Source organism: Lentisalinibacter sediminis, assembly GCF_040706615.1.
Taxonomy (GTDB): Bacteria; Pseudomonadota; Gammaproteobacteria; order Steroidobacterales; family Woeseiaceae; genus Lentisalinibacter; species Lentisalinibacter sediminis.
The window spans coordinates 191,510-212,665 of the sequence record NZ_JAPDRF010000007.1 but is presented as its reverse complement, the minus strand read 5'-3'; the positions used below and the strand labels follow the sequence as shown (position 1 = coordinate 212,665).

The 21,156-nt window shown below is 68.4% G+C and carries 18 protein-coding genes; 9 read left to right on the top strand and 9 right to left on the bottom strand.

The features are described 5' to 3' along the window. Positions 1 to 5 precede the first annotated feature (5 nt). The 5 genes from ACJMKX_RS15945 (at position 6) to mgtE (ending at position 4,769) form a co-directional block, all read left to right on the top strand. Positions 6 to 1,406: an RNA polymerase factor sigma-54 gene (locus ACJMKX_RS15945; protein WP_405227883.1), complete on the top strand. Its 1,401-nt coding sequence runs from the start codon at positions 6 to 8 to the stop codon at positions 1,404 to 1,406. A 103-nt stretch (positions 1,407 to 1,509) separates the two neighbouring features. Beyond that, positions 1,510 to 1,830 (top strand): ribosome hibernation-promoting factor, HPF/YfiA family, encoded by a 321-nt coding sequence (gene hpf / locus ACJMKX_RS15940; RefSeq protein WP_405227655.1) that lies wholly within the window; start codon positions 1,510 to 1,512, stop codon positions 1,828 to 1,830. Between the two features lie 58 nt (positions 1,831 to 1,888). After that, positions 1,889 to 2,383 carry a PTS sugar transporter subunit IIA gene (locus ACJMKX_RS15935; protein ID WP_405227653.1) on the top strand — a complete coding sequence of 165 codons (495 nt, stop codon included), beginning with the start codon at positions 1,889 to 1,891 and terminating at the stop codon, positions 2,381 to 2,383. Positions 2,384 to 2,392: 9 nt separating this feature from the next. Beyond that, positions 2,393 to 3,307 (top strand): RNase adapter RapZ, encoded by a 915-nt coding sequence (gene rapZ / locus ACJMKX_RS15930; RefSeq protein ID WP_405227651.1) that lies wholly within the window; start codon positions 2,393 to 2,395, stop codon positions 3,305 to 3,307. 112 nt (positions 3,308 to 3,419) lie between these two features. Continuing rightward, the gene (gene mgtE, locus ACJMKX_RS15925) at positions 3,420 to 4,769 is read left to right on the top strand and encodes a magnesium transporter (RefSeq protein WP_405227649.1); all 1,350 of its coding nucleotides are present in this window, start codon (positions 3,420 to 3,422) and stop codon (positions 4,767 to 4,769) included. Between the two features lie 15 nt (positions 4,770 to 4,784). Here mgtE and ACJMKX_RS15920 read toward each other — a convergent pair whose 3' ends face one another. The 8 genes from ACJMKX_RS15920 to tkt all read right to left on the bottom strand — a co-directional run bounded on the left by ACJMKX_RS15920 (position 4,785) and on the right by tkt (position 16,390). Next, positions 4,785 to 5,978 carry a patatin-like phospholipase family protein gene (locus ACJMKX_RS15920; RefSeq protein ID WP_405227647.1) on the bottom strand — a complete coding sequence of 398 codons (1,194 nt, stop codon included), beginning with the start codon at positions 5,976 to 5,978 and terminating at the stop codon, positions 4,785 to 4,787. Positions 5,979 to 6,020: 42 nt separating this feature from the next. Then, positions 6,021 to 7,196 carry a vWA domain-containing protein gene (locus ACJMKX_RS15915; RefSeq protein WP_405227645.1) on the bottom strand — a complete coding sequence of 392 codons (1,176 nt, stop codon included), beginning with the start codon at positions 7,194 to 7,196 and terminating at the stop codon, positions 6,021 to 6,023. A 3-nt stretch (positions 7,197 to 7,199) separates the two neighbouring features. Further along, the gene (locus ACJMKX_RS15910; protein WP_405227643.1) at positions 7,200 to 8,051 is read right to left on the bottom strand and encodes an AAA family ATPase; all 852 of its coding nucleotides are present in this window, start codon (positions 8,049 to 8,051) and stop codon (positions 7,200 to 7,202) included. Positions 8,052 to 8,125: 74 nt separating this feature from the next. Then, on the bottom strand, positions 8,126 to 10,525 hold the full coding sequence (locus ACJMKX_RS15905) for a penicillin acylase family protein (RefSeq protein WP_405227641.1): 2,400 nt from the start codon (positions 10,523 to 10,525) through the stop codon (positions 8,126 to 8,128). A gap of 12 nt (positions 10,526 to 10,537) precedes the next feature. Further along, positions 10,538 to 11,971 carry a pyruvate kinase gene (gene pyk, locus ACJMKX_RS15900; protein WP_405227639.1) on the bottom strand — a complete coding sequence of 478 codons (1,434 nt, stop codon included), beginning with the start codon at positions 11,969 to 11,971 and terminating at the stop codon, positions 10,538 to 10,540. A 50-nt stretch (positions 11,972 to 12,021) separates the two neighbouring features. Beyond that, positions 12,022 to 13,200 (bottom strand): phosphoglycerate kinase, encoded by a 1,179-nt coding sequence (locus tag ACJMKX_RS15895; RefSeq protein WP_405227637.1) that lies wholly within the window; start codon positions 13,198 to 13,200, stop codon positions 12,022 to 12,024. An 81-nt stretch (positions 13,201 to 13,281) separates the two neighbouring features. After that, entirely contained in the window at positions 13,282 to 14,295 is a 1,014-nt protein-coding gene (gene gap, locus ACJMKX_RS15890) for a type I glyceraldehyde-3-phosphate dehydrogenase (protein ID WP_405227635.1), read from the bottom strand. Between the two features lie 64 nt (positions 14,296 to 14,359). Next, a complete protein-coding gene (gene tkt, locus ACJMKX_RS15885; protein WP_405227633.1) occupies positions 14,360 to 16,390 on the bottom strand; it encodes a transketolase in 2,031 nt (676 codons plus the stop codon). 196 nt (positions 16,391 to 16,586) lie between these two features. Between tkt and metK the strand changes: the two genes are divergently transcribed. The 4 genes from metK (at position 16,587) to ACJMKX_RS15865 (ending at position 20,976) form a co-directional block, all read left to right on the top strand. After that, the gene (metK, locus tag ACJMKX_RS15880) at positions 16,587 to 17,747 is read left to right on the top strand and encodes a methionine adenosyltransferase (RefSeq protein WP_405227631.1); all 1,161 of its coding nucleotides are present in this window, start codon (positions 16,587 to 16,589) and stop codon (positions 17,745 to 17,747) included. Between the two features lie 97 nt (positions 17,748 to 17,844). Then, positions 17,845 to 19,158 carry an adenosylhomocysteinase gene (ahcY, locus tag ACJMKX_RS15875; RefSeq protein WP_405227629.1) on the top strand — a complete coding sequence of 438 codons (1,314 nt, stop codon included), beginning with the start codon at positions 17,845 to 17,847 and terminating at the stop codon, positions 19,156 to 19,158. 112 nt (positions 19,159 to 19,270) lie between these two features. Continuing rightward, a complete protein-coding gene (locus tag ACJMKX_RS15870; protein WP_405227627.1) occupies positions 19,271 to 20,047 on the top strand; it encodes a metallophosphoesterase in 777 nt (258 codons plus the stop codon). Then, complete coding sequence (locus ACJMKX_RS15865) at positions 20,044 to 20,976, top strand: TraB/GumN family protein (RefSeq protein WP_405227625.1); 933 nt, start codon at positions 20,044 to 20,046, stop codon at positions 20,974 to 20,976. Before ACJMKX_RS15870 ends, ACJMKX_RS15865 begins: the two co-directional genes overlap by 4 nt. An 18-nt stretch (positions 20,977 to 20,994) precedes the next feature. Here ACJMKX_RS15865 and ACJMKX_RS15860 read toward each other — a convergent pair whose 3' ends face one another. Continuing rightward, positions 20,995 to 21,147, bottom strand: a complete 153-nt coding sequence (locus tag ACJMKX_RS15860; protein ID WP_405227881.1) for a rubredoxin — start codon at positions 21,145 to 21,147, stop codon at positions 20,995 to 20,997. Between the last annotated feature and the right edge of the window lie 9 nt (positions 21,148 to 21,156).

Below are 21,156 nucleotides of genomic sequence, written 5' to 3'. Positions count from 1 at the left end.
AGATGTTGAAACCGTCACTCCAGCTAAAACTCAGTCAGCAGCTGACGATGACACCGCAGCTGCAGCAGGCCATCCGCCTGCTGCAGCTGCCCGTGATGGATCTGACGGCGCAGATCCAGGAAGCGCTGGAAGAGAACGTCATGCTGGAGGCGGAGGAGCTGCCGGAACCGCCGCGCGTGAACGGCGAGTCCAGCGCCGAGGAGACGCCCGGCGACGTGCGCGCGGTCACCGCGGAGGACAGCTGGCGCGACCTGCCCGCGAGGAGCCAGGACTCCGGCTGGAGCGGCGATCGCGGCATGTCCGAGTTCGCCGACGAGAGTCAGGAATCGCTGCACGAGCATCTCCACTGGCAGCTGGAGCTGGAAAAGTTCACGGCCCGGGAGATGCTGATCGGCGAGGCGATCATCGACGCCATCAACGACGACGGCTATCTCACCGTCTCGCTGGACGAGATTCGCGACATCGCCGGCCCCGAGCTGGACGTCAGCGAGGAAGAGGCCGAACGCACGCTGAGGAAAATCCAGCGCTTCGACCCGGCCGGCATCGCGGCGCGCTCGCTGTCCGAATGCATCGACCTGCAGCTGCGCCAGCTCGCCGGGGACACACCCGGTCTCGGACTGGCCCGGGAACTCGCGGCCGAGCACCTGGAGCGGGTCGCCGAGAACGACCCGGCACACCTGCAGCGCGAACTGCAGGTATCGGGCGACGAGCTGACCGACGCGCTGGCGCTCATCCGCGGCTGTCATCCGCGGCCGGGACAGGCCATCGCACCCGCCCGCACCGAGTACGTCATCCCCGACGTCTTCGTGCGCAAGATCGACGGCGAATGGCTGGTCGAGATCGCCTCCTCCGGCATACCCCGGCTGACCGTCAACCAGCGCTACGCCGAGATGCTGCGCGGCGACGGCGGCCATACCGCACTGAAGGCACAGCTGCAGGAGGCCCGCTGGCTGGTGCGCAGCCTCGAGATCCGCAACGAGACGCTGATGAAGGTAGCCACCTGCATCGTCGAGCGCCAGACGGAGTTCTTCGAGCACGGCGAGGAAGCCATGAAGCCTATGGTGCTGCGTGACGTGGCGGAGGCCGTGGAGATGCACGAGTCGACGATCTCGCGGGTCACGAACAACAAATACATGCACACGCCGCGCGGCGTGCTCGAGTTCCGCTATTTCTTCTCCAGCCACGTCGGCAGCATCGACGGTGAGGACCAGTCCTCCGTGGCGGTGCGCGCGAAGATCCGCAAGCTGATCGGCGCGGAGGACCGTCGCAAACCGCTCAGCGACAGCAAGATCGCGGCGATGCTGAAGGAGGACGGCGTGGTTGTGGCGCGGCGGACCGTTGCGAAGTATCGTGAGTCCATGGACATACCGTCTTCCAGCCAGCGCCGCGAGCGCAGCTCCGCATGAGAGCTGAGGGGGCCCGGCGCGGCCTCGTCCCGAATGATCCCGGCCGCAGGGCGCGGCGGACCGACGCCCCCCTCCCCGGCCCCACCCAGCAGAGGAGAGAGCCATGCAGCTAGATGTCACCGGTCACCACGTGGAAGTGACGCCTGCGCTGAAGGATTACGTACAGACGAAGCTAGGGCGCATCGAGAGACACTTCGACCACGTGACCGACGTGCACTGTATCCTCACCGTCGAGAAACTGCGGCACAAGGCCGAAGCCACCGTGCAGGTCAGCGGCGGCCGGCTGTATGCCGACGCGACGGAAGAAGACATGTACGCCGCCATTGACGGACTCATCGACAAGCTGGACCGGCAGGTCAAGAAGCACAAGGAGAAGCTCTGCGACCACCATGCCCGCGAGGCGGACAAGCGCGCATTCAGTTGACAGTCACCGGCGGCCCGTCGCGGCGCGCGGCGGGCCGCCCCTTTCACGGTCTTACCCCATGACACTGCACGAACTCGTCAGACCCGACTCCGTACTCTGCAACGTCGAGGCGCGGAGCAAGAAGCACGCCCTGGAGATCCTGAGCGAGTTGCTCGCACACGGCTCGGACGATCTGCGCCAGCCGGATATCTTCGCGGCGGTCGCGGAACGCGAACGTCTCGGCTGCACGGCGCTCGGCCGCGCAGTCGCGGCACCCCACGCCCGCATCGCGGACGCCCCCTTCCCCATTGGCGCGCTGCTGAAGCTGTCCACGCCGGTGGACTTCGACACCCCGGACGACGATCCCGTGGACCTGATCTTCGGCCTGATCGTCCCCGAAGACGTGGACGACCAGGCCATCGAGGACTTCCGCGGTCTGACGGAGATGCTCTCGCAACGGGGCACGCAGGCGCGGCTCAGGAAGGCCCGCAGCAGCCGCGAACTCTACGAGGCGCTGATGGTCGAAGACCGTCCCCGCGCCGAGGGCGGCCTGGCGGCGGGCGGCGGGGCCTGAGGAGGCCGCGTGGCGCCCGGCACCGGAGAACGCCGCTCGACGCGCCTGATCATCGTCAGCGGACTGTCGGGCTCGGGCAAGAGCGTCGCGCTGAACGTCCTCGAGGACCTCGGCTTCTACTGCATCGATAACCTGCCGGCGGGATTGCTGCCGGCCCTGCTGCCCGAGATCACGCGGGACGGCGGCGCCGTCGCCACCCAGCGCATCGCCGTGGGCATCGACGCCCGCAATCCCGCCACCGACCTGGAGGCACTGCCCGGCCTGGTCCAGCGCATGAAGCACGACGACATCGAATGCGACGTCATCTTCCTGCAGGCCGAGGACGACATCCTGCTGAAACGCTACAGCGAGACCCGCCGGCGCCATCCGCTGGGGGACAGCGGCCTGGCACTGCGCGACGCCATCGATCGCGAGCGCGACCTGCTCGGTCCGGTGATCAACACCGCCGACCTGGTCATCGATACCACCCGCACCAGTGTCTACGAGTTGCGCGATGCGCTGCGCGAGCGCGTGGCGGCACGCCTGCCCCGGTCGCTGTCCACCCTGATCGAGTCCTTCGGTTACAAGCACGGCATCCCCACGGACGCCGATTTCGTCTTCGACCTGCGCTGCCTGCCGAACCCGTACTGGGAGGCGAACCTGCGGCCGCTGACCGGGACGGACGAAGCCGTCATCCGCTTCCTGGACGAACAGCCACTGGTGCAGTCCATGTACCGGGACATCATCGGCTTCCTGCGCCGCTGGATCCCGGAGTACCTGAGCTTCCACCGCAGCTATCTCACAGTGGCGGTCGGTTGCACCGGCGGCCAGCACCGCTCCGTGTACATGGCCGAGAAGCTCGCCCGGGCGCTGGCCAAAGAGCACGAGCCCATCCACACCCGCCACAACGAGCTGCCCGGCAAGAAGGCGCCGGACGCGGGCTGAGCCCGCGCCACCCTTAGCTTTGTCACCGGCCGCGGGCTAAACTGCCCGCTGATCCGGGCGGCCGCGGGGGCCGCCGTACACCCACCGCCCGACGGGCGGATGCGCCGGCAGCATGGATAACCAGGAACACAAGCAGACACCGCTGGAGACGCTGCGCGAGGCCCTGGAGGGCGGCGCCATGCGTCCCGTGCGGCGCATGATCGGCAGCCTGCATCCGTCCGAGGTGGCGCGGCTGCTGGAGTCACTGCCTCCGGCCGAGCGCGCCGTCGTCTGGGAGCTGGTGGACCCGGACGACGAGGGCGACATCCTGGTCGAGGTGGCCGACGAGGTCCGCAGCGGGCTCATCGAGCGCATGGACGCCCAGGAGCTCATCGCCGCCACCGAGGGCATGGAACTCGACGACCTGGCCGACCTGGTGGCCGGCCTGCCGGAGACGGTCACCCGCCAGGTGCTGCGCTCGCTGGACAAGCAGGACCGCGACCGTCTGCGCGAGGTGCTGGCCTACCCCGAGGACAGCGCCGGCGGCCTCATGAACAAGGACACCATCACCGTACGTCCGGATGTGACGCTGGAGGTGGTGGTGCGCTACCTGCGTGTACACGGTGGTATGCCGGACCAGACAGAGTCGATATTCGTCGTTAACCGGGACGACATTTTCCTCGGCACGCTCACCCTGTCCCGGCTTCTCACGAACGACCCGGACCTCACCGTGGCCGAGGTGATGGACACCGACACGAAGCCGATCCCCGCGGAGACCAGCGACCAGGAAGTGGTGCGCTTCTTCGAGAATCGGGACCTGCTGTCGGCGGCGGTGGTGGACATGGACAACCGCCTGCTCGGGCGCATCACGGTGGACGACGTACTCGACGTCATCCGCGAGGAAGCCGAGCACTCGCTCATGAGCCGCGCCGGCCTGGACGAGGAAGACGACATGTTCGCGCCGGTGGTGACCAGCGCACGGCGCCGGGCCGTGTGGCTGGGCATCAACCTCGCGACCGCCTTCCTGGCCGCCTCGGTGGTGGATCTGTTCCAGGACACGGTGGACGCCATCGTCCTGCTCGCCGTACTGATGCCGGTGGTGCCCAGCATGGGCGGCGTCGCCGGCACCCAGTCGCTGACCATCATCACCCGGGCGATGGCACTGGGTCAGATCGACAAGTCGAATGCGCGTCAGATCCTCGCCAAGGAGGTCTCCGTCGGCATCCTGAACGGCATCGGCTGGGCCCTGGTGGTGGCGGTCGTGACGGTGCTGTGGTTCGGCACCTGGATGGTGGCCGCGGTGATCGCCGCGGCGCTCACCCTGAACATGATCGTGGCGGCGGCGGCGGGCTTCATCGTGCCGCTGACGCTGAAGCGTCTCGGCGTGGATCCGGCCATCGCCGGCGGCGTGGTCCTGACCACGGTGACCGACGTGGTCGGTCTCATGGTGTTCCTCGGTCTGGGGACGCTGCTGCTGCTCTGAGGTACTCCAGGGCGCTCAGACGGCCAGGTCGCGGCGCATCCAGGAAGGCGCGAACAGCCGCGGCACGTCCGCGCCGCGCACGAACGCCTCGAGTTCGTCGCGCACCTTCATCGCATCACGGTAACCGAGGTCGATCAGCGCGCGGGTGAACTCCGACTCGAACAGCAGGTAGCTCAGCAGCCGCCGCTCGCCCTTGTCGGGGCCGCCGAGCCCGCGCATCAGCGCCCGCAGCGGCACCGGCGCCGCCTTGCGGCAGCTCGCCGCGATCTCCCGGATCTCCTCGCTGGGGATCACGATCATGGTATCGATGGGGCGCATCTTCGCCGCGGGACCGGTGCGCTCGGCCTCCGGTATGGAATCGAGCAGGTCGTTGATGCGGGACAGCCGCTCCAGGTCCGAGTACAGGCCGTCCAGGAACAGCGTGTCCAGCATGTAGCCGGCGATGTGTCCGAAGCTCGGGTAGATCGGCGGCGTGTGCGGGTCGCCGGCCGGCTCCGGCGTCTCGTCCCGGATGCCGATGACCAGGATGCGGTCGGCGCCGAGATGGACCGCCGGTGACAGCGGCGTGGAATGGCGCATCGCTCCGTCGCCGTAATACTCGCCGCGGATGCAGGCAGGCGGGAAGACCAGCGGCACGGCGATGCTGGCCATCAGGTGGTCCAGGTTGATGGCGCAGCGCACGCCGATGCGCCGCGTGCGCTGCCAGGCGCGGGTCCCGGGAGACGCCTGGAAGAAGGTCACCGAACGGGCCGACTGGTAACCGGCGGCCGTGATGGCCAGCGCCTGGACGTGCCCGCGGTCGATGGCAGTCTGTATCCGCGGGAAGCGGATATTGCGCGAGAGCAGCGAGCGCAGGGGATCGTTGTCCAGCAGCGAGCGCGGATTGTGTTCACCGAGGCCGCCGAGCACGATCGTCGCCAGCCAGTGCAGGCTCGACTTCAGCATGGTCAGTGCATCGGTGCGGAAGACCTGTTCCGAGCGGAAGCCGGCCCAGACGGCCTCCATCTCGCCCACCGCCGAGCGGAAGCGGCGGGCGCGGCTCGCGAGTACGGCCGAATTGATGGCGCCGGCGGAGGTGCCGCTCAGTATGGGGAACGGATTGGGGACGTCACCGGGCAGGATCTCGGCGATAGCCTTCAGTACGCCCACCTGGAATGCGCCACGGGCGCCGCCGCCGGGGAGTACCAGACCGAGTTTGCTGCCGCTCACCCCTCACCTCGCCCGGCGCGCAGCCGGTGTCCTTTCCTGCGTTCAGTGCAGACGCTTGATGCCCTGGTCGAGCCCGGCGACGGTCAGCGGATACATGCGGTCGTCCATCAACTCGCGAGTCAGCTTGACCGACGGCGTGTAGTCCCACCGCGCCCGCGGCTCCGGGTTCAGCCAGATGGCCTTCGGGAAGGCCTTCAGCAGGCGCTCGATCCACACCGCGCCCGGCTCCTCGTTCCAGTGCTCGACGCTGCCGCCGGCGTAGACGATCTCGTACGGGCTCATGGTGGCGTCACCGACGAACACCAGTTTGTAGTCGTGGCCGTACTTGTGGATGATCTCCATCGTCGGGATGCGCTCCGCGTGCCGTCGCCGGTTGTCCTTCCACAGGCTCTCGTAGACGAAGTTGTGGAAGTAGAAATACTCCAGGTGCTTGAACTCGCTGCGGGCGGCCGAGAACATCTCCTCGCAGACGCGCACGTGGTCGTCCATCGAGCCGCCCACGTCGAGGCACAGCAGCACCTTCACCGCGTTGTGCCGCTCCGGCACCATGCGGATGTCGAGCAGCCCCGCATTGCGGGCGGTCTTGTCGATGGTGTCGTCGAGGTCGAGCTGGTCGGCCGCGCCCTCGCGGGCGAACTTGCGGAGTTTCCTCAACGCCAGCTTGATGTTGCGGGTGCCGAGCTCTACGGAATCGTCCAGATTCTGGTACTCACGGCGATCCCAGACCTTCGTCGCCTTGCGGTTGCCACCGCCCTTCTGGCCGATGCGCACGCCCTCCGGATTGTAGCCGTAGGCGCCGAAGGGCGAGGTGCCGGCGGTGCCGATCCACTTGTTGCCGCCCTCGTGACGTTCGGTCTGCTCGCGCAGGCGCTCCTCCAGCGCGCGCATCAGCTCCTCGAATCCGCCCATGGATTCGATCTTCGCCTTGTCCTCCTCCGAGAGCTGGAGCTCAGCCATACGCTCGAGCCAGTCGTCGGGCACGTCGGCGACGAGGTCGGAGAAGGCGTCCTCGATGCCCTTGAAGTGAGCGCCGAAGATGCGGTCGAAACGGTCGAACTGGGTCTCGTCCTTCACCAGACAGGCGCGGGAGAGATAGTAGAAGTTATCGACGCTGCGTTCGGCCAGCCCGTTCTTCAGCGCATCGAGCAGAGTCAGCAGCTCGGTGATGGAGGTCTTCATCCCCCCTTCGCGCAGCATGAAGAAAAACTGGATCAGCACGGCTCAGCGCGCCCTCCTCGACATGAACACCAGCTGCTCGAACAGGTGCACGTCCTGTTCGTTCTTCAGCAGCGCGCCATGCAGCGGCGGTATCGCCTTGCGGTTGTCGTCGCTCCTGAGCGCCTCGGGCGGGATGTCCTCGGCCAGCAGCAACTTGATCCAGTCGAGCAGCTCGGAGGTGGAAGGCTTCTTCTTCAGCCCCGGTACGTCGCGCACCTGATAGAAGCTCTCCAGCGCCTCGCGCAGCAGATCCTTCTTCAGCCCCGGGAAATGGACGTCGACGATCTCGGTCATCGTCTCCTTGTCCGGGAACTTGATGTAGTGGAAGAAGCAGCGGCGCAGGAACGCATCCGGCAGCTCCTTCTCGTTGTTCGAAGTGATGATCATGATCGGACGGTGCCTGGCCTGCACGAGTTCCTTGGTCTCGTAGACGAAGAACTCCATGCGGTCGAGTTCCTGCAGCAGATCGTTCGGGAACTCGATGTCGGCCTTGTCGATCTCGTCGATCAGCAGCACCGGCTGTTCGTCGGAGGTGAACGCCTCCCACAGCTTGCCGCGCACGATGTAATTCGCGATGTCGTGCACCTTCGGGTCGCCCAGCTGCGAGTCGCGCAGCCGCGCCACCGCGTCGTACTCGTAGAGCCCCTGCTGAGCCTTCGTCGTCGACTTGATGTGCCACTCCAGCAGCGGCTTGCCCAGCGCCCGGGCCACCTCCTGCGCCAGCATCGTCTTGCCGGTGCCCGGCTCGCCCTTCACGAGGATGGGCCGCTGCAGGGTCACCCCCGCGTTCACCGCCATCATCAGGTCTTCGGTCGCGACGTAGCGGTCGGTACCCGTAAATCTGCTTTCCGTCATGTCCAGTCCTGTACCCGTGCGTTGCGCACTGAGCCATTCAGTATCCGGGTACAGCCCCGCGCTGACAACCCGGCTCAGCCGCCCGCCGGCGGCACCAGTTCGAGGCGATACGCGGCCGTGCCCGGCAGAAACGGGGTCGGGCGGCCTTCGGCCCAGTCCCCGTGACCGGCGTCGTACCAGGGCGAGAGCGGGTGGCCGCTCTGGCCCGTCGGCATGTGGAAATAGCCCTGCTCCTCCGCTCCCGGGGAGACGGCGAAACGCTCGGAGGCGCCGAAACGCGCCGACTGGGCCCGGGGCAGGTTGGCATCGCCCGGCAGGGGCTCGTACGGCATGTCCAGCCACGGCGCCAGCGCCGGCAACGCACGGGACAGAGGGTGCTGGATGCGCACCGTGTTGCGCTCGCCCCAGGTGCGCTGCGCCAGCGGCGAGTCGTAGTTCTCGTCGTACCAGTCCAGCGAGACGTCGACGGCGTCCAGCAACAGCTCGCGCCAGGTGCCGTAGTCCGGGTTCAGGAGATGCGGCGGCCGCTCGGTGACCAGGCGCCAGGCCGTGCCCTCGAACTGCCGGCTGAGCGCCAGGCGGCGGTCCTCCGGCAGCGCCGGCGTCAACTCCGCGGTGAGGCCGGCCATGACCCGCTCCAGGACCCGGCTGCGGAAGCTGCGTACCAGCCGGTAGCCCACGGAGTCCACGCTGGCGCGGGGAATCCAGTCCTCCGCCAGCGCCCGATAACGACCGCGCGCCGGGTCGGCCTCGATTGCCTGCCGGTCGAGGAGGTCGAGCAGCAGACGGCGCCAGCGGGCGAGGAAGACGGCCCGGTCGTCCAGCTGGATGGCCAGCATGTCCTCGGGCTGCGCCGCGTCTATCAGGGCGAGCGCATCGCGGATCTGCCCCGCCCGGGCGCCCAGATCGTAGTCGCCGGGACCGATCACGCGGAAGGCCTCGCCGTCGATCACGCGGGCGTTGGCGGTCCAGATGCGCCCGGAGGACGGATTGACGATGCGCGGGTACTCCTCCGGCGCCAGCCAGCCGTCCCAGCCCGTGCCCGGCCGGCTCCAGTCCGCCGGCCGGCGCGAGTCGAAGCCGCCGATACGCCGCGGGATGCGGCCCGCGATGGTCCAGGCGATGCGGCCGTCCGCGTCGGCCACCGTGAAGTTCTGCGGCGGTATGCCCGCGGCGGCGGCCAGCGGCAGCGCCTCGGTCACGCTGCGCGCCCCCTCCAGGCGCATGAGGCCCAGGTTCACCGCCCCCGGGCGGTGCGCGGTCCAGGCGACGGCAAATTCGCCGTCCTCCGGCGTGATGCCGGGTATCACCGGACCCCAGATCGTCTCGCGCACGAGGAGCTCCGCGGGCTCGCCGCCGGCGATCTCGATGGTCTCGGTGACGTGCCGGTACTCGCGCTCGCCGTCCGGCGTCCTGTAGGTGCCGGGTCGCGACCCCGGACGCAGCGCCACGAGGTCCGTCCAGTCGCCGTAGCTGTTGGTGAAGCCCCAGGCGATACGGCCGTTGGAGCCCGCGACGAGGGCCGGTGTGCCGGGCAGGGTGACGCCGCACAGGCGCACGCCGTCCGCCTCGTGCACGAGACAGGCGCGGTAGAACGTATTCGGCACTGCCAGACCCAGGTGCATGTCGTTGGCGACCAGGCCGCGGCCGTCCGCCGTCAGCGGGCCGGCCAGCGCCCAGTTGTTGCTGCCCGGGATCACGGGAGGCTCCGGCTCCGCCGCGGGCGCCGGCGCCACCCGACCGGTGACCCTGCGCAGGTCGTAGCGCGTCTCGGCCGGCAGCGGCGGCAGCGGCGCGGGCCCGCCCGCCAGCGGCGCGTCCCATTCCGTGCCGAGCGGATAGAGCAGGTCATACAGCGGGCGGGGCACGCGGCGATGGACGAAGCCCCGCTCCATGTCGCGGCGGCCGGTCTCGTCGTTGAGCTGCAGGAACATGGCATAGAGAACCAGCACCGTGTCCTCCGGCCGCCAGGGTACGGGCTCCTCGCCGAGCAGGAGATACTCGAACGGTCGCGCGCCGAGGCTCCCGAGCCCGGCGTTCACACCGGCCGTGTAGGCCCGGATGATCGCCTGCTCCGCGGCGCTCGACGCGGCCACCACGGCCTCGGCCCGGCTGCGGAAACGGTGCAGGCGCAGGCCGCGGTCCATCTCCACCGCGGCCTCGCCGAACAGCGCCGCCAGCTCGCCGGCGGCACCCCGGCGCGCGAGATCCATCTGGAAGTAGCGGTCCTGGCCGTGCACGAAGCCGGTCGCGAACGCGAGATCGGTGCGGTTGCCGGCGCCGAGCGTCGGCACGCCCCCGGCATCCCGCTCGATGGCGACAGGCGCCGCCAGGCCGGCCTGCTCGATGCGCCCGTCGACGGGAGGCAGGCTAGCCCGCAGGAGCCACCAGACGGCGGCGAGCGCGCCGAGCGCGGTCAGTCCGAGCGCCGCCGCGCCGCGCACGAGCCAGCGTCGTCGCCGCCCGGTCGTCATCGTCTCCGCCGTTCAGCCGCCACGCAGGACGCGCAGGATCTTCATCGCGTTGGTGCCGCCCTGCACGCCGGTCATGTCGCCCTTGGTGAAGATCACGAGGTCGCCCTCCTCCACCAGACCGCGGCCGAGCATCAGGTCGAAGACTTCACGATAAACGCTCTGCGCATCCGTGTGGGTGATATCGAAAGACACCGGATAGACGCCCCGGTAAAGCACCACCCGGCGCCGCGTCCGCTCGTGGCGCGTGAAGGCGTAGATGGGGATGTCCGAGCGCACCCGCGACATCCAGCGGGCTGTCGAGCCGGACTCGGTCAGCGCGATGATCGCCTTCACCGCGAGGTGGTTGGCGGTATACATCACGGCCATGGCGATGGCCTCGTCGACGTAGCGGAAGGTATCGTCGATACGCTCCCGGCGCCGGGAGCCGGCGGTGCCATACTTCTCCGCTCCCACGCAGACCTCGGCCATGGCGCGGACGGCCTCCACGGGATACTGGCCCACGGCGCTCTCGGCGGAGAGCATGACCGCGTCGGTGCCGTCGATCACGGCGTTCGCCACGTCCGATACCTCGGCCCGGGTGGGCATGGCGCTCGCGATCATCGACTCCATCATCTGCGTGGCGGTGATGGCGATCCGGTTGTACTGGCGGGTCCTCGTGATGATGCGCTTCTGCAGACCCGTGAGTTCGGCGAATCCCATCTCCACGCCGAGATCCCCGCGGGCCACCATGACCACGTCGGACGCCTCGATGATGGAATCGATCTCCTCGACCGCCTCGGCACGTTCGATCTTGGCCACCATCAGGCCCTCGCCGCCGGCCTCGCGGAACAGCCGGCGGGCTTCCTCGATATCGGCCGCGGTGCGCACGAAGGAGACGGCGAGGTAGTCGAAGTCCAGCTCCGCCGCCAGCCGGATGTCCTCCCGGTCCTTGTCCGTGAGAGCCGGAGCCGAGAGTCCGCCGCCGCGCAGATTGATGCCCTTGTGGTCGGACAGCACGCCGCCGATGACCACCCGGGTGTGCACCCGGTTGCCCTCGATGCCGGTGACCTCCAGCTCGATCTGGCCGTCACTCAGCAGCAGCATGTCGCCCGCTTCGACGTCGGCGGCGAGGCTCTCGTAGGCGATGCCCACGCCGGCATCGGTGCCCGCGTCGGCGTCCAGATCCGGATCGAGGAAGAAGTTCGTGCCGCGCGCCAGCTGCTCGCTGCCGTTCTGGAACCGGCGGATACGGATCTTCGGCCCCTGCAGGTCACCGAGCAGCGCGACATAGCGCCCCTCCGCCGCGGCCACCTGCCGCAGCCTGTCTGCGCGCTCGCGCATCTCGTCCGCGCTGCCGTGGGAGAAATTCAACCGGGCCACGTCCAGACCGGCGCGGATCATCTGGGCCATGACCTCCGGCTTAGCGGTGGCCGGCCCGAGGGTCGCCACGATTTTCGTTCTTCTCAAGTGCCTGCCCTCCTGTCAGAAGCGCGGGATTATCGCACAGCCCCGCCCCGTCAGGATTCCGCAGCGCGCTCCTCGAGCATGGCCACGGCGGGCAGCGTCTTGCCTTCCAGGAATTCCAGGAACGCGCCGCCGCCGGTGGAGATGTAGGAGATGCCGTCGGCCACGTCGTACTTCTCGATCGCCGCCAGCGTATCGCCGCCGCCGGCGACGGAGAACGCGTCGCTGTCGGCGATGGCCTGGGCGAGTATGCGTGTGCCCTCGCCGAACTGGTCGAACTCGAACACGCCGACCGGCCCGTTCCAGACCACTGTGCCCGCCTCCGCGATGATCGCGGCGAAACCCTCCGCGGTATCCGGGCCGATGTCCATGATCATCTCGTCCTCGGTCACCGCCTCCACCGGCTTCACGTCCGCCTCGGCCGCGGCGTCGAACTCCCGGGCAACGACCACGTCGCTCGGCACCGGGATGTCCGCCCGGTCGGTCTCGTCGGCGGCCAGGCGCTTCGCGACGGAGAGCATGTCGGCCTCGTGCAGGGACTTGCCCACGTTGTGGCCGGCGGCCGCGATGAAGGTATTCGCGATACCGCCGCCCACGATGAGGTGGTCCACCTTGTGCACCAGCGCCTCCAGCACCGACAGCTTCGTCGACACCTTGGAGCCACCGACGATGGCCACCACGGGCGTCTGCGGATGCTCCATCGCCTGGGTCAGCGCCTCGAGTTCCCGGGCCAGCAGCGGACCGGCGCAGGCCACCGGCGCGAACTTCGCCACGCCGTAGGTGCTGGCCTGGGCGCGGTGGGCGGTGCCGAAGGCATCCATCACGAACACGTCGCACAGGGCCGCCATGCGCCGTGACAGGGATTCCTCACAGCCCTTTTCGCCCTGCTCGAAGCGCACGTTCTCCGCCAGCACCACCTCGCCGGGCGCCACGTCGACACCGTTCAGCCAGTCGGTGACCAGTTTTACCTCGCCGCCCAGCAGCTCGCCGAGCCGCCGCGCCACCGGCGCCAGCGAGAACTCGGGCTGTACGGCGCCTTCCTTGGGCCGGCCGAGATGGGACATCACGATGACCGCGGCACCGGCGTCCCGCGCCAGCCGAATGCCTTCCAGCGCGGCACGGATGCGGGTATCGGAGGTGATACGTCCGTCGTCGATCGGCACATTGAGATCTTCGCGGATCAGGACCCGCTTTCCCTGCAGATCCAGATCCGTCATCTTGAGGATAGTCATTACCTGCTCCACGGAGGTGGGCCGGCACGGCCCCGCGGCGGCCGGCGGCCGCCGCCCGGCGCCGCGCCGGAGTTGGAAGGGTCAGCCGGCCTTCGCCAGCGCCAGGGCCGTATCCAGCATGCGGTTGGAGAAGCCCCACTCGTTGTCGTACCAGGCACAGACCTTCACCAGCGTGCCCTGCATGACCTTGGTCAGCGTCGAGTCGTAGGTGGAGGATGCCGGGTCGTGGTTGAAGTCGACGGAGACCAGCGGGCCGTCGCTGTAGGCCAGGACGCCTTTCAGCGGACCCTCGCTGGCCTCCTTCAGGATCTTGTCGATCTCCTCCTTGCTCGTCTCCCGGGAGGCGACGAAGGTCAGATCGACCATGGAGACATTGATGGTGGGCACGCGCACGGCGAAACCGTCCAGCTTGCCCTGCAGCTCGGGCAGCACCAGCCCCACGGCCGCGGCCGCACCGGTCTTGGTCGGGATCATCGACATGGTCGCCGAGCGTGCCCGGCGCAGATCCTTGTGGAAAACGTCGGTGAGAACCTGGTCGTTCGTGTAGGCATGGATCGTGGTCATGATGCCGTGCTCAACGCCGATGGCATCGTGCAGCGGCTTCACCATGGGCGCCAGGCAGTTGGTGGTGCAGGATGCATTCGAGACCACGGTGTCCGAAGCGGAAAGTGTGTCGTGATTCACGCCGTAGACGATCGTCGCATCGGCATCACCACCTGACGGCGCCGAGATCAGCACCTTGCTCGCCCCCGCCTTTATGTGGGCTGACGCCTTCTCCTTGGTGCGGAACAGGCCGGTACACTCCAGCACGATGTCCGCTCCGAGTTCGCCCCAGGGGAGCTTCGCCGGATCCCGCTCGGCCATGACCCGGATGCGGTCGCCGTTGACCACGATCGCATCGTCCTCCACCTCGACGGTACCCGGGAACTTGCCGTGAGCGGTGTCGTAGCGGGTCAGATAGGCGTTGGTCTCGGCGTCGCCGAGATCGTTGATGCCCACGATCTCGAGTTCCGCGCGCCGGTTACTCTCGTAAAGCGAGCGCAGGACCATGCGTCCGATCCGTCCGTAGCCGTTGATGCCAAGCTTGATAGTCATCGATTCCTCCTGGTGCGGCGCGCGAAGGCGCGCCTGCTCTGCTGACCGTTCCGTCAGACGGCCCTCAGGCGCCGAGCCTGCGGGCCACCGTTACTACATTCTCCACCGAGAAGCCGAACTTCTCGAATAATTCTCCTGCCGGGGCGGACTCGCCGAAGCGGTCGAGACCGATCACGGCCCCGTCGGGCCCGACGTAGCGCCACCAGCCCGCTGTCGCTCCCGCCTCGATGGCCACCCGTCGGGTGATCGACGGCGGCAGCACCGCCTCGCGATATGCGCGGTCCTGGCGGTCGAAGACCTCGCAGCAGGGCATGGAGACCACCCGTACTGCGCGACCCTCGCCGGCCAGTTCTTCGGCCGCGGCCATGGCGAGATGCACCTCGGAGCCCGTCGCGATCAGGATGAGCTCCGGGTCCCCTTCCGCCTCGCGCAGCACGTAGCCGCCCCTCTCGATCGCCCCGATGCGCTCGCCGTCACGCTGCTGATGCGCCAGCCCCTGGCGGGTCAGCACCAGGGCCGTTGGCCCGTCGCACCGCTCCAGGGCCGAGCGCCACGCCACGGCCGTCTCGACCGTGTCGCAGGGCCGCCAGACCCGCAGATTCGGCATCAGCCGCAGACTCGCGGTGTGCTCGATCGGCTGATGGGTGGGGCCGTCCTCGCCGAGACCGATGGAGTCGTGGGTGTAGACGAGGATGTTCGGCACCTCCATCAGCGCGGCCATGCGCACCGCGTTGCGGGCGTAATCGGAGAACACCAGGAAGGTGCCGCAGTAGGGCCGCACCCCGCCGTGCAGGGCGATGCCGTTGCAGATGGCGGTCATCGCGAACTCGCGGACGCCGAAATAGACGTAGTTGCCCGAGGCGTCCCCGGCGTGCACGGCCTTCGAGCCGTCGTGCCAGGTGTTGTTCGAGCCGGTGAGATCGGCCGAGCCGCCCACCAGCTCCGGCAGCCGGGGCGCGAAGGCGTTCAGCGCGATCTGCGAGGCCTTGCGGGTCGCCACGTCGGCGCCGGCGGCGGCGATCTCGCGGATCGCGGCGTCGGCAGCCTCCGCCCAGTCCGCCGGCAGCTCGCCCGCCATGACCCGGCGGTATTCGGCAGCCGGCCCGGGATGGGCCTCGCCGTACGCTTCCAGCAGACGGTCCCACTGCGCTTCGGCCGCGGCGCCCCGCTCGCGCGCGTCCCAGGCCGCGCGTACCGGCTCCGGCACCTCGAACGGCGGGTGATGCCAGCCGAGTTCCTCGCGGGCGGCGGCGATCTCGTCCTCGCCCAGCGGCGCGCCGTGGGTATCGGCGCTGCCCTGCTTGGTGGGTGCGCCGTACCCGATGACGGTGCGGCAGCAGATGAGCGTGGGGCGATCCGTCTCCGCCCTGGCCGCCTCCAGCGCCTCGGCCACGGCGTCCGGGTCGTGGCCGTCCACATCCGGGACGACGTGCCAGCCGTAGGCCGCGAAACGGCCTGGCGTATCGTCGGTGAACCAGGAGTCCACCTCGCCGTCGATGGAGATGCCGTTCTCGTCGTAGAGGCACACCAGCTTGCCAAGACCCAGCGTGCCCGCGAGCGAGCAGGCCTCGTGGGAGATGCCTTCCATCAGGCAGCCGTCACCCAGGAACACGTAGGTATGGTGATCCACGATCGGGAAGTCCGGCCGGTTGTAGCGGGCCGCCAGCATCTTCTCGGCCAGCGCCATGCCCACGGCATTCGCCAGTCCCTGCCCCAGCGGCCCGGTGGTGGTCTCGATGCCGAGATCCGGCTCGCGCTCGGGGTGGCCGGCCGTGCGGTAGCCCAGCTGGCGGAAATTCCTGAGTTCATCCAGACCCAGCTCGTACCCGGTGAGGTGCAGTAACGAGTACAGCAGCATCGAGCCGTGCCCGTTCGAGAGCACGAAGCGGTCCCGGTTGTCCCAGCGGGGATTCGAAGGATTATGTCGCAGGAAGTCGTTCCACAGCACCTCGGCAATATCCGCCATGCCCATCGGCATGCCCGGGTGGCCGGAGTTCGCCGCCTGCACGGCGTCCATGGACAGCGCACGCAGCGCGTTGGCCCGTTCCCGCCGCGGCGGGCGGCCGGCGCGCGTGTCTTCTGCGGTGCTCGACATCGGAATTCCCCAAACGATGAGGCGCGCATTTTCGCTTTTTGGTAGGGTGCGGGCAAGCGCGGCCCGGACCGATCCGCGCTTGCCCTGTCTCGCTTCTGCGCAGCAAACCGTAAAGTGGCCGGGCCGGGTCCTGAATAAATTCTTGTATCATTGACTGTTACGTCGACAATAACGTCTCAATTGCGGAAACAAGCCCATGAGCAATGCCTTCCTGTTCACCTCCGAGTCTGTCTCCGAGGGCCACCCGGACAAAGTCGCGGACCAGATCTCCGACGCGGTGCTGGATGCCATCCTGGCCGACGACAAGAATGCCCGCGTGGCCTGCGAGACGCTGGTGAAGACCGGCATGGTCATGGTAGCGGGCGAGATCACCACAACGGCCTGGGTGGACATCGAGGCCCTGGTCCGCGAAGTGGTCACGGACATCGGCTACACCAGCTCGGACATGGGCTTCGACGGCGACTCCTGCGCCGTCCTGAATGCCATCGGCAAGCAGTCGCCCGACATCGCCCAGGGCGTGGACCGCGAGGACCGGCGCAGCCAGGGCGCGGGCGATCAGGGGCTCATGTTCGGCTATGCCACCAACGAGACCGACGTGCTGATGCCGGCACCGATCACCTTCTCCCACCGCCTGGTGAAGCGTCAGGCGGAGGTGCGCAAGTGCGGCGACCTGACCTGGCTGCGACCGGACGCCAAGAGCCAGGTGACTTTCCGCTACGAGGACCACAAACCGCTCGCCATCGACGCGGTGGTGCTCTCCACCCAGCACGCCCCGGACATCTCCCAGGCAGAGCTGCGCGAAGCCGTGATGGAGGAGATCATCAAGCCGGTGCTGCCGGCCGAGTGGCTCGATAAGGACACCGTCTATCACATCAACCCCACCGGCAGCTTCGTGATCGGCGGCCCCATGGGCGACTGCGGGCTGACCGGGCGCAAGATCATCGTTGACACCTACGGCGGCAGCGCCCGGCACGGCGGCGGTGCCTTCTCCGGCAAGGACCCGTCCAAGGTGGACCGTTCCGCCGCCTACGCCTGCCGCTACGTAGCCAAGAACATCGTCGCGGCCGGCCTGGCGGAGCGTTGCGAGATCCAGGTCTCCTACGCCATCGGCGTGGCCGAGCCCACCTCCATCTCCGTGCGCACCTTCGGCACGGGCAAGGTGCCGGAGGACCGGCTCACCGCCCTGGTACGCGAGCACTTCGACCTCACGCCCTACGGCATCCTGAAGATGCTGGACCTGGTCCGGCCCATCTATCGCAAGACCGCGGCTTACGGCCACTTCGGCCGCCTGGACGCCGACTTCACCTGGGAACGCACGGACGTGGCAGAGACCCTGCGGGGCGCCGTCGCCGCCTGATGCATTGGCAACGCATATGCACTGCATGTGCAATGCATCGGCGCCGCATGGCGGGACGAAAGAACAGACTCTTAGAACATCTGACGGAGAAGACCCAATGAGCAGCAACGCCGCCGAAATGCCGGCACAGGACTACCGGGTAGCCGACATCGGCCTGGCCGAGTGGGGCCGCAAGGAGATCGCCATCGCCGAGACGGAGATGCCCGGCCTGATCGCCGTCCGCGAGGAGTTTGCCGATCAGCAGCCTCTCAAGGGGGCACGCATCGCCGGCTGCCTGCACATGACCATCCAGACGGCGGTGCTGATCGAGACGCTGACCGCGCTCGGCGCCGAGGTGCGCTGGTCCTCCTGTAACATCTTCTCCACCCAGGATCATGCGGCGGCGGCCATCGCCGCCACCGGCGTGCCGGTATTCGCCTGGAAGGGCGAGACCGAGGAGGAGTACTGGTGGTGCGTGGACCAGACGATCACCGGCCCCGACGGCTGGAAGCCGAACATGCTGCTGGACGACGGCGGCGACCTGACCCAGGTCGTGCACGAGAAGCATCCGGAACTGATGGAGGAGATCCGCGGACTCTCCGAGGAGACCACGACCGGCGTCAAGCGGCTCTACGAGATGCAGCGTGACGGCACGCTGGGCTGCCCCGCCATCAACGTCAACGACTCGGTCACCAAGTCCAAGTTCGACAACCTCTACGGCTGCCGGGAGTCGCTGGTCGACTCGATCAAACGGGCAACCGACGTGATGATCGCCGGCAAGATCGCCGTGGTCTGCGGCTATGGCGATGTGGGCAAGGGCAGCGCGCAGAGCCTGCGCGCCCTGGGCTGCACCGTCTGGATCACCGAGATCGACCCCATCTGCGCGCTGCAGGCCGCGATGGAAGGCTACCGCGTCGTCACGCTGGACGAGGCCTTGGACAAGGCGGACATCTTCGTCACCGCCACCGGCAACTACCACATCATCAGCGGCGAGGACATGGAGCGGATGAAGGACCAGGCCATCGTCTGCAACATCGGCCACTTCGACAACGAGATCGATGTGGCCTACCTGCGCGAGCTCGAGTGGGAGAACATCAAGCCCCAGGTCGACCACGTGATCTTCCCGGACGGCAAGCGCATCATCCTGCTGGCGGAGGGCCGGCTGGTGAATCTCGGCTGCGGCACCGGCCATCCGAGTTTCGTGATGTCCAACTCGTTCACCAACCAGGTGCTGGCACAGATCGACCTCTGGCAGCATCCGGAGAACTACGAGAAGCGGGTCTACGTGCTGCCGAAACACCTCGACGAGAAGGTCGCCCGCCTGCACCTGAAGAAGATCGGCGCGAACATCACCACGCTGAGCGAGGAGCAGGCGCGCTACATCGGGGTACCGGTCGAGGGGCCCTACAAGCCGGATCATTACCGCTACTGAGACCTTCGCGCGGCGCGGCGGCAGCCGCAGCCGATGCGCGATATGATCGGGGCGGAGCCCGGCCGGGCTCCGCCCTTTTTCATGCCCGGCCATCCGAGGGAAGGAGCCTCCGGTGACTGACGATTCGACGACGATGCAGATACTGCACATCACGGACCCGCACCTCTACGCCGAGGCGGACGGTGAGTTGCGCAGCGTGCGCACGGCGGAATCGCTGGCTGCCGTGCTGCGCGCCGCGTGCGGCGAGGCAGGGCCGTACGCCGTGCTGGTCACGGGTGACATCGCCCAGGACGAATCCCGCGGTGCCTACGAGCGCTTCCGGGACCTGCTGGCCGGCTGCGGGGCCCCGGTGTGGTGCCTCGCCGGCAATCACGACGACCCCGCCCTCATGACCGAGGTCCTCGCCGAGACTCCGTTCACCTTCGGCGGAATCGTCCACGCGGGCGCCTGGCGAGTGCATCTGCTGTCCACCTGGGCAGAGGGCGAGGTGGGCGGACGCCTGAGTGCCGAGGCGCTGGCCGCCGTCGAGGCGGACCTCACCGCCCACGCGGACGCTCCTGCGCTGGTCTGCCTGCACCACCATCCGGTGCCGGTGGGCAGCCGCTGGCTGGACGGCATCGGACTGGCGGAGCCCGACGGCCTGCTGCAGCTCGCCGACCGCCACACGCAGGTGCGAGGCATCGTCTGGGGCCACGTGCACCAGGAACTCGACCGCCGCCGAAACCATTGCCGCTTGCTGGCGACGCCCTCCACCTGCCGGCAGTTCATGCCGCGCCGTGACGAATTCGCCGTGGACGACCGCCCGCCGGCGTGGCGCTGGCTGGAGCTGGGCGCCGACGGCAGCCTCGACACCCGGCTGCGCTGGCTCGAGCGGGGAGCCCGGCCTTGAACCGCTGCCGGTCTGCGCGATCAGCTCGCCCGGCGGGCCTCGGCCGGCTCGTCCTGCTGCTGCTCGTGCTCGGCGCCCCCGCCGCAGCGGCGGGAGCCGACGGGCTGCCGCTCTGGCAGATCCGCGATGCCGACAGCCGGGTATGGCTGCTCGGCTCCATCCACCTGCTGCGCGAAAGCGACTACCCCCTGCCCGAACCGATCCGGGAGGCATACGCGCAAGCCGATGCGCTCGTGATGGAGCTGGACATGGACGACCTAGACTCCGCGATGGTGTCTGCCGTCATGTTCGCCCGCGGAACACCGCCGGAAGGCGAGACGCTGGCGTCGCTCATGGGCAGCGAGAAATACGCCCGCGCCCGCGAGGCGGCGGCGGCGGCCGGGATCGACCTCGACCGGCTGCAGGGCGCCGAGCCCTGGTTTGCTGCGCTCACGCTCACCCAGATGCTGTTGATGCGCCATGGCTACGACCCCCGCCAGGGACTCGACGTACACATGGCTGCCCTCGCCCGCCGTGACGGCAAGCCGGTGGAGGGGCTGGAGACCTTCGAGGAGCAGATCGTCTTCTTCGACACCCTGCCCATGGCGCTGCAGAGCGACATGCTGCTCGAATCACTGGCCGAGATCGACGATCTCGAGGCGGGCATGGGGCGCACGGTCGACGCCTGGCGGCGCGGCGATACCGCCTACCTGGCCGACGAGCTACTGCAGGAACTGCGTCATTATCCGGACCTGTACCAGCGGCTGGTCACGGAGCGAAATCGCAAGTGGGCGCCGCGCCTCGCGGCGCTGCTGGATCGTGACGGCGACTATCTGGTCGTGGTGGGAGCGCTGCATCTCGTCGGACCGGACAGCGTGCTGGCCATGCTGGCCGCCGAAGGCGTCCGGGCGAAGCAGCTCGGCGCGGCGCCCCACGCCGACGGGCCCTGAAGGTTCAGACGCGAGCGCTCACACCTCGACCATCTCGAAGTCTTCCTTGCCGGCGCCGCAGTCGGGGCAGCGCCAGGACAGCGGCACGTCCTCCCAGCGGGTGTTCGGCGGGATGCCGGATTCGGCATCGCCCTCGGCTTCGTCGTAGACGTAGCCGCAGATAAGGCACATATAGCTCTT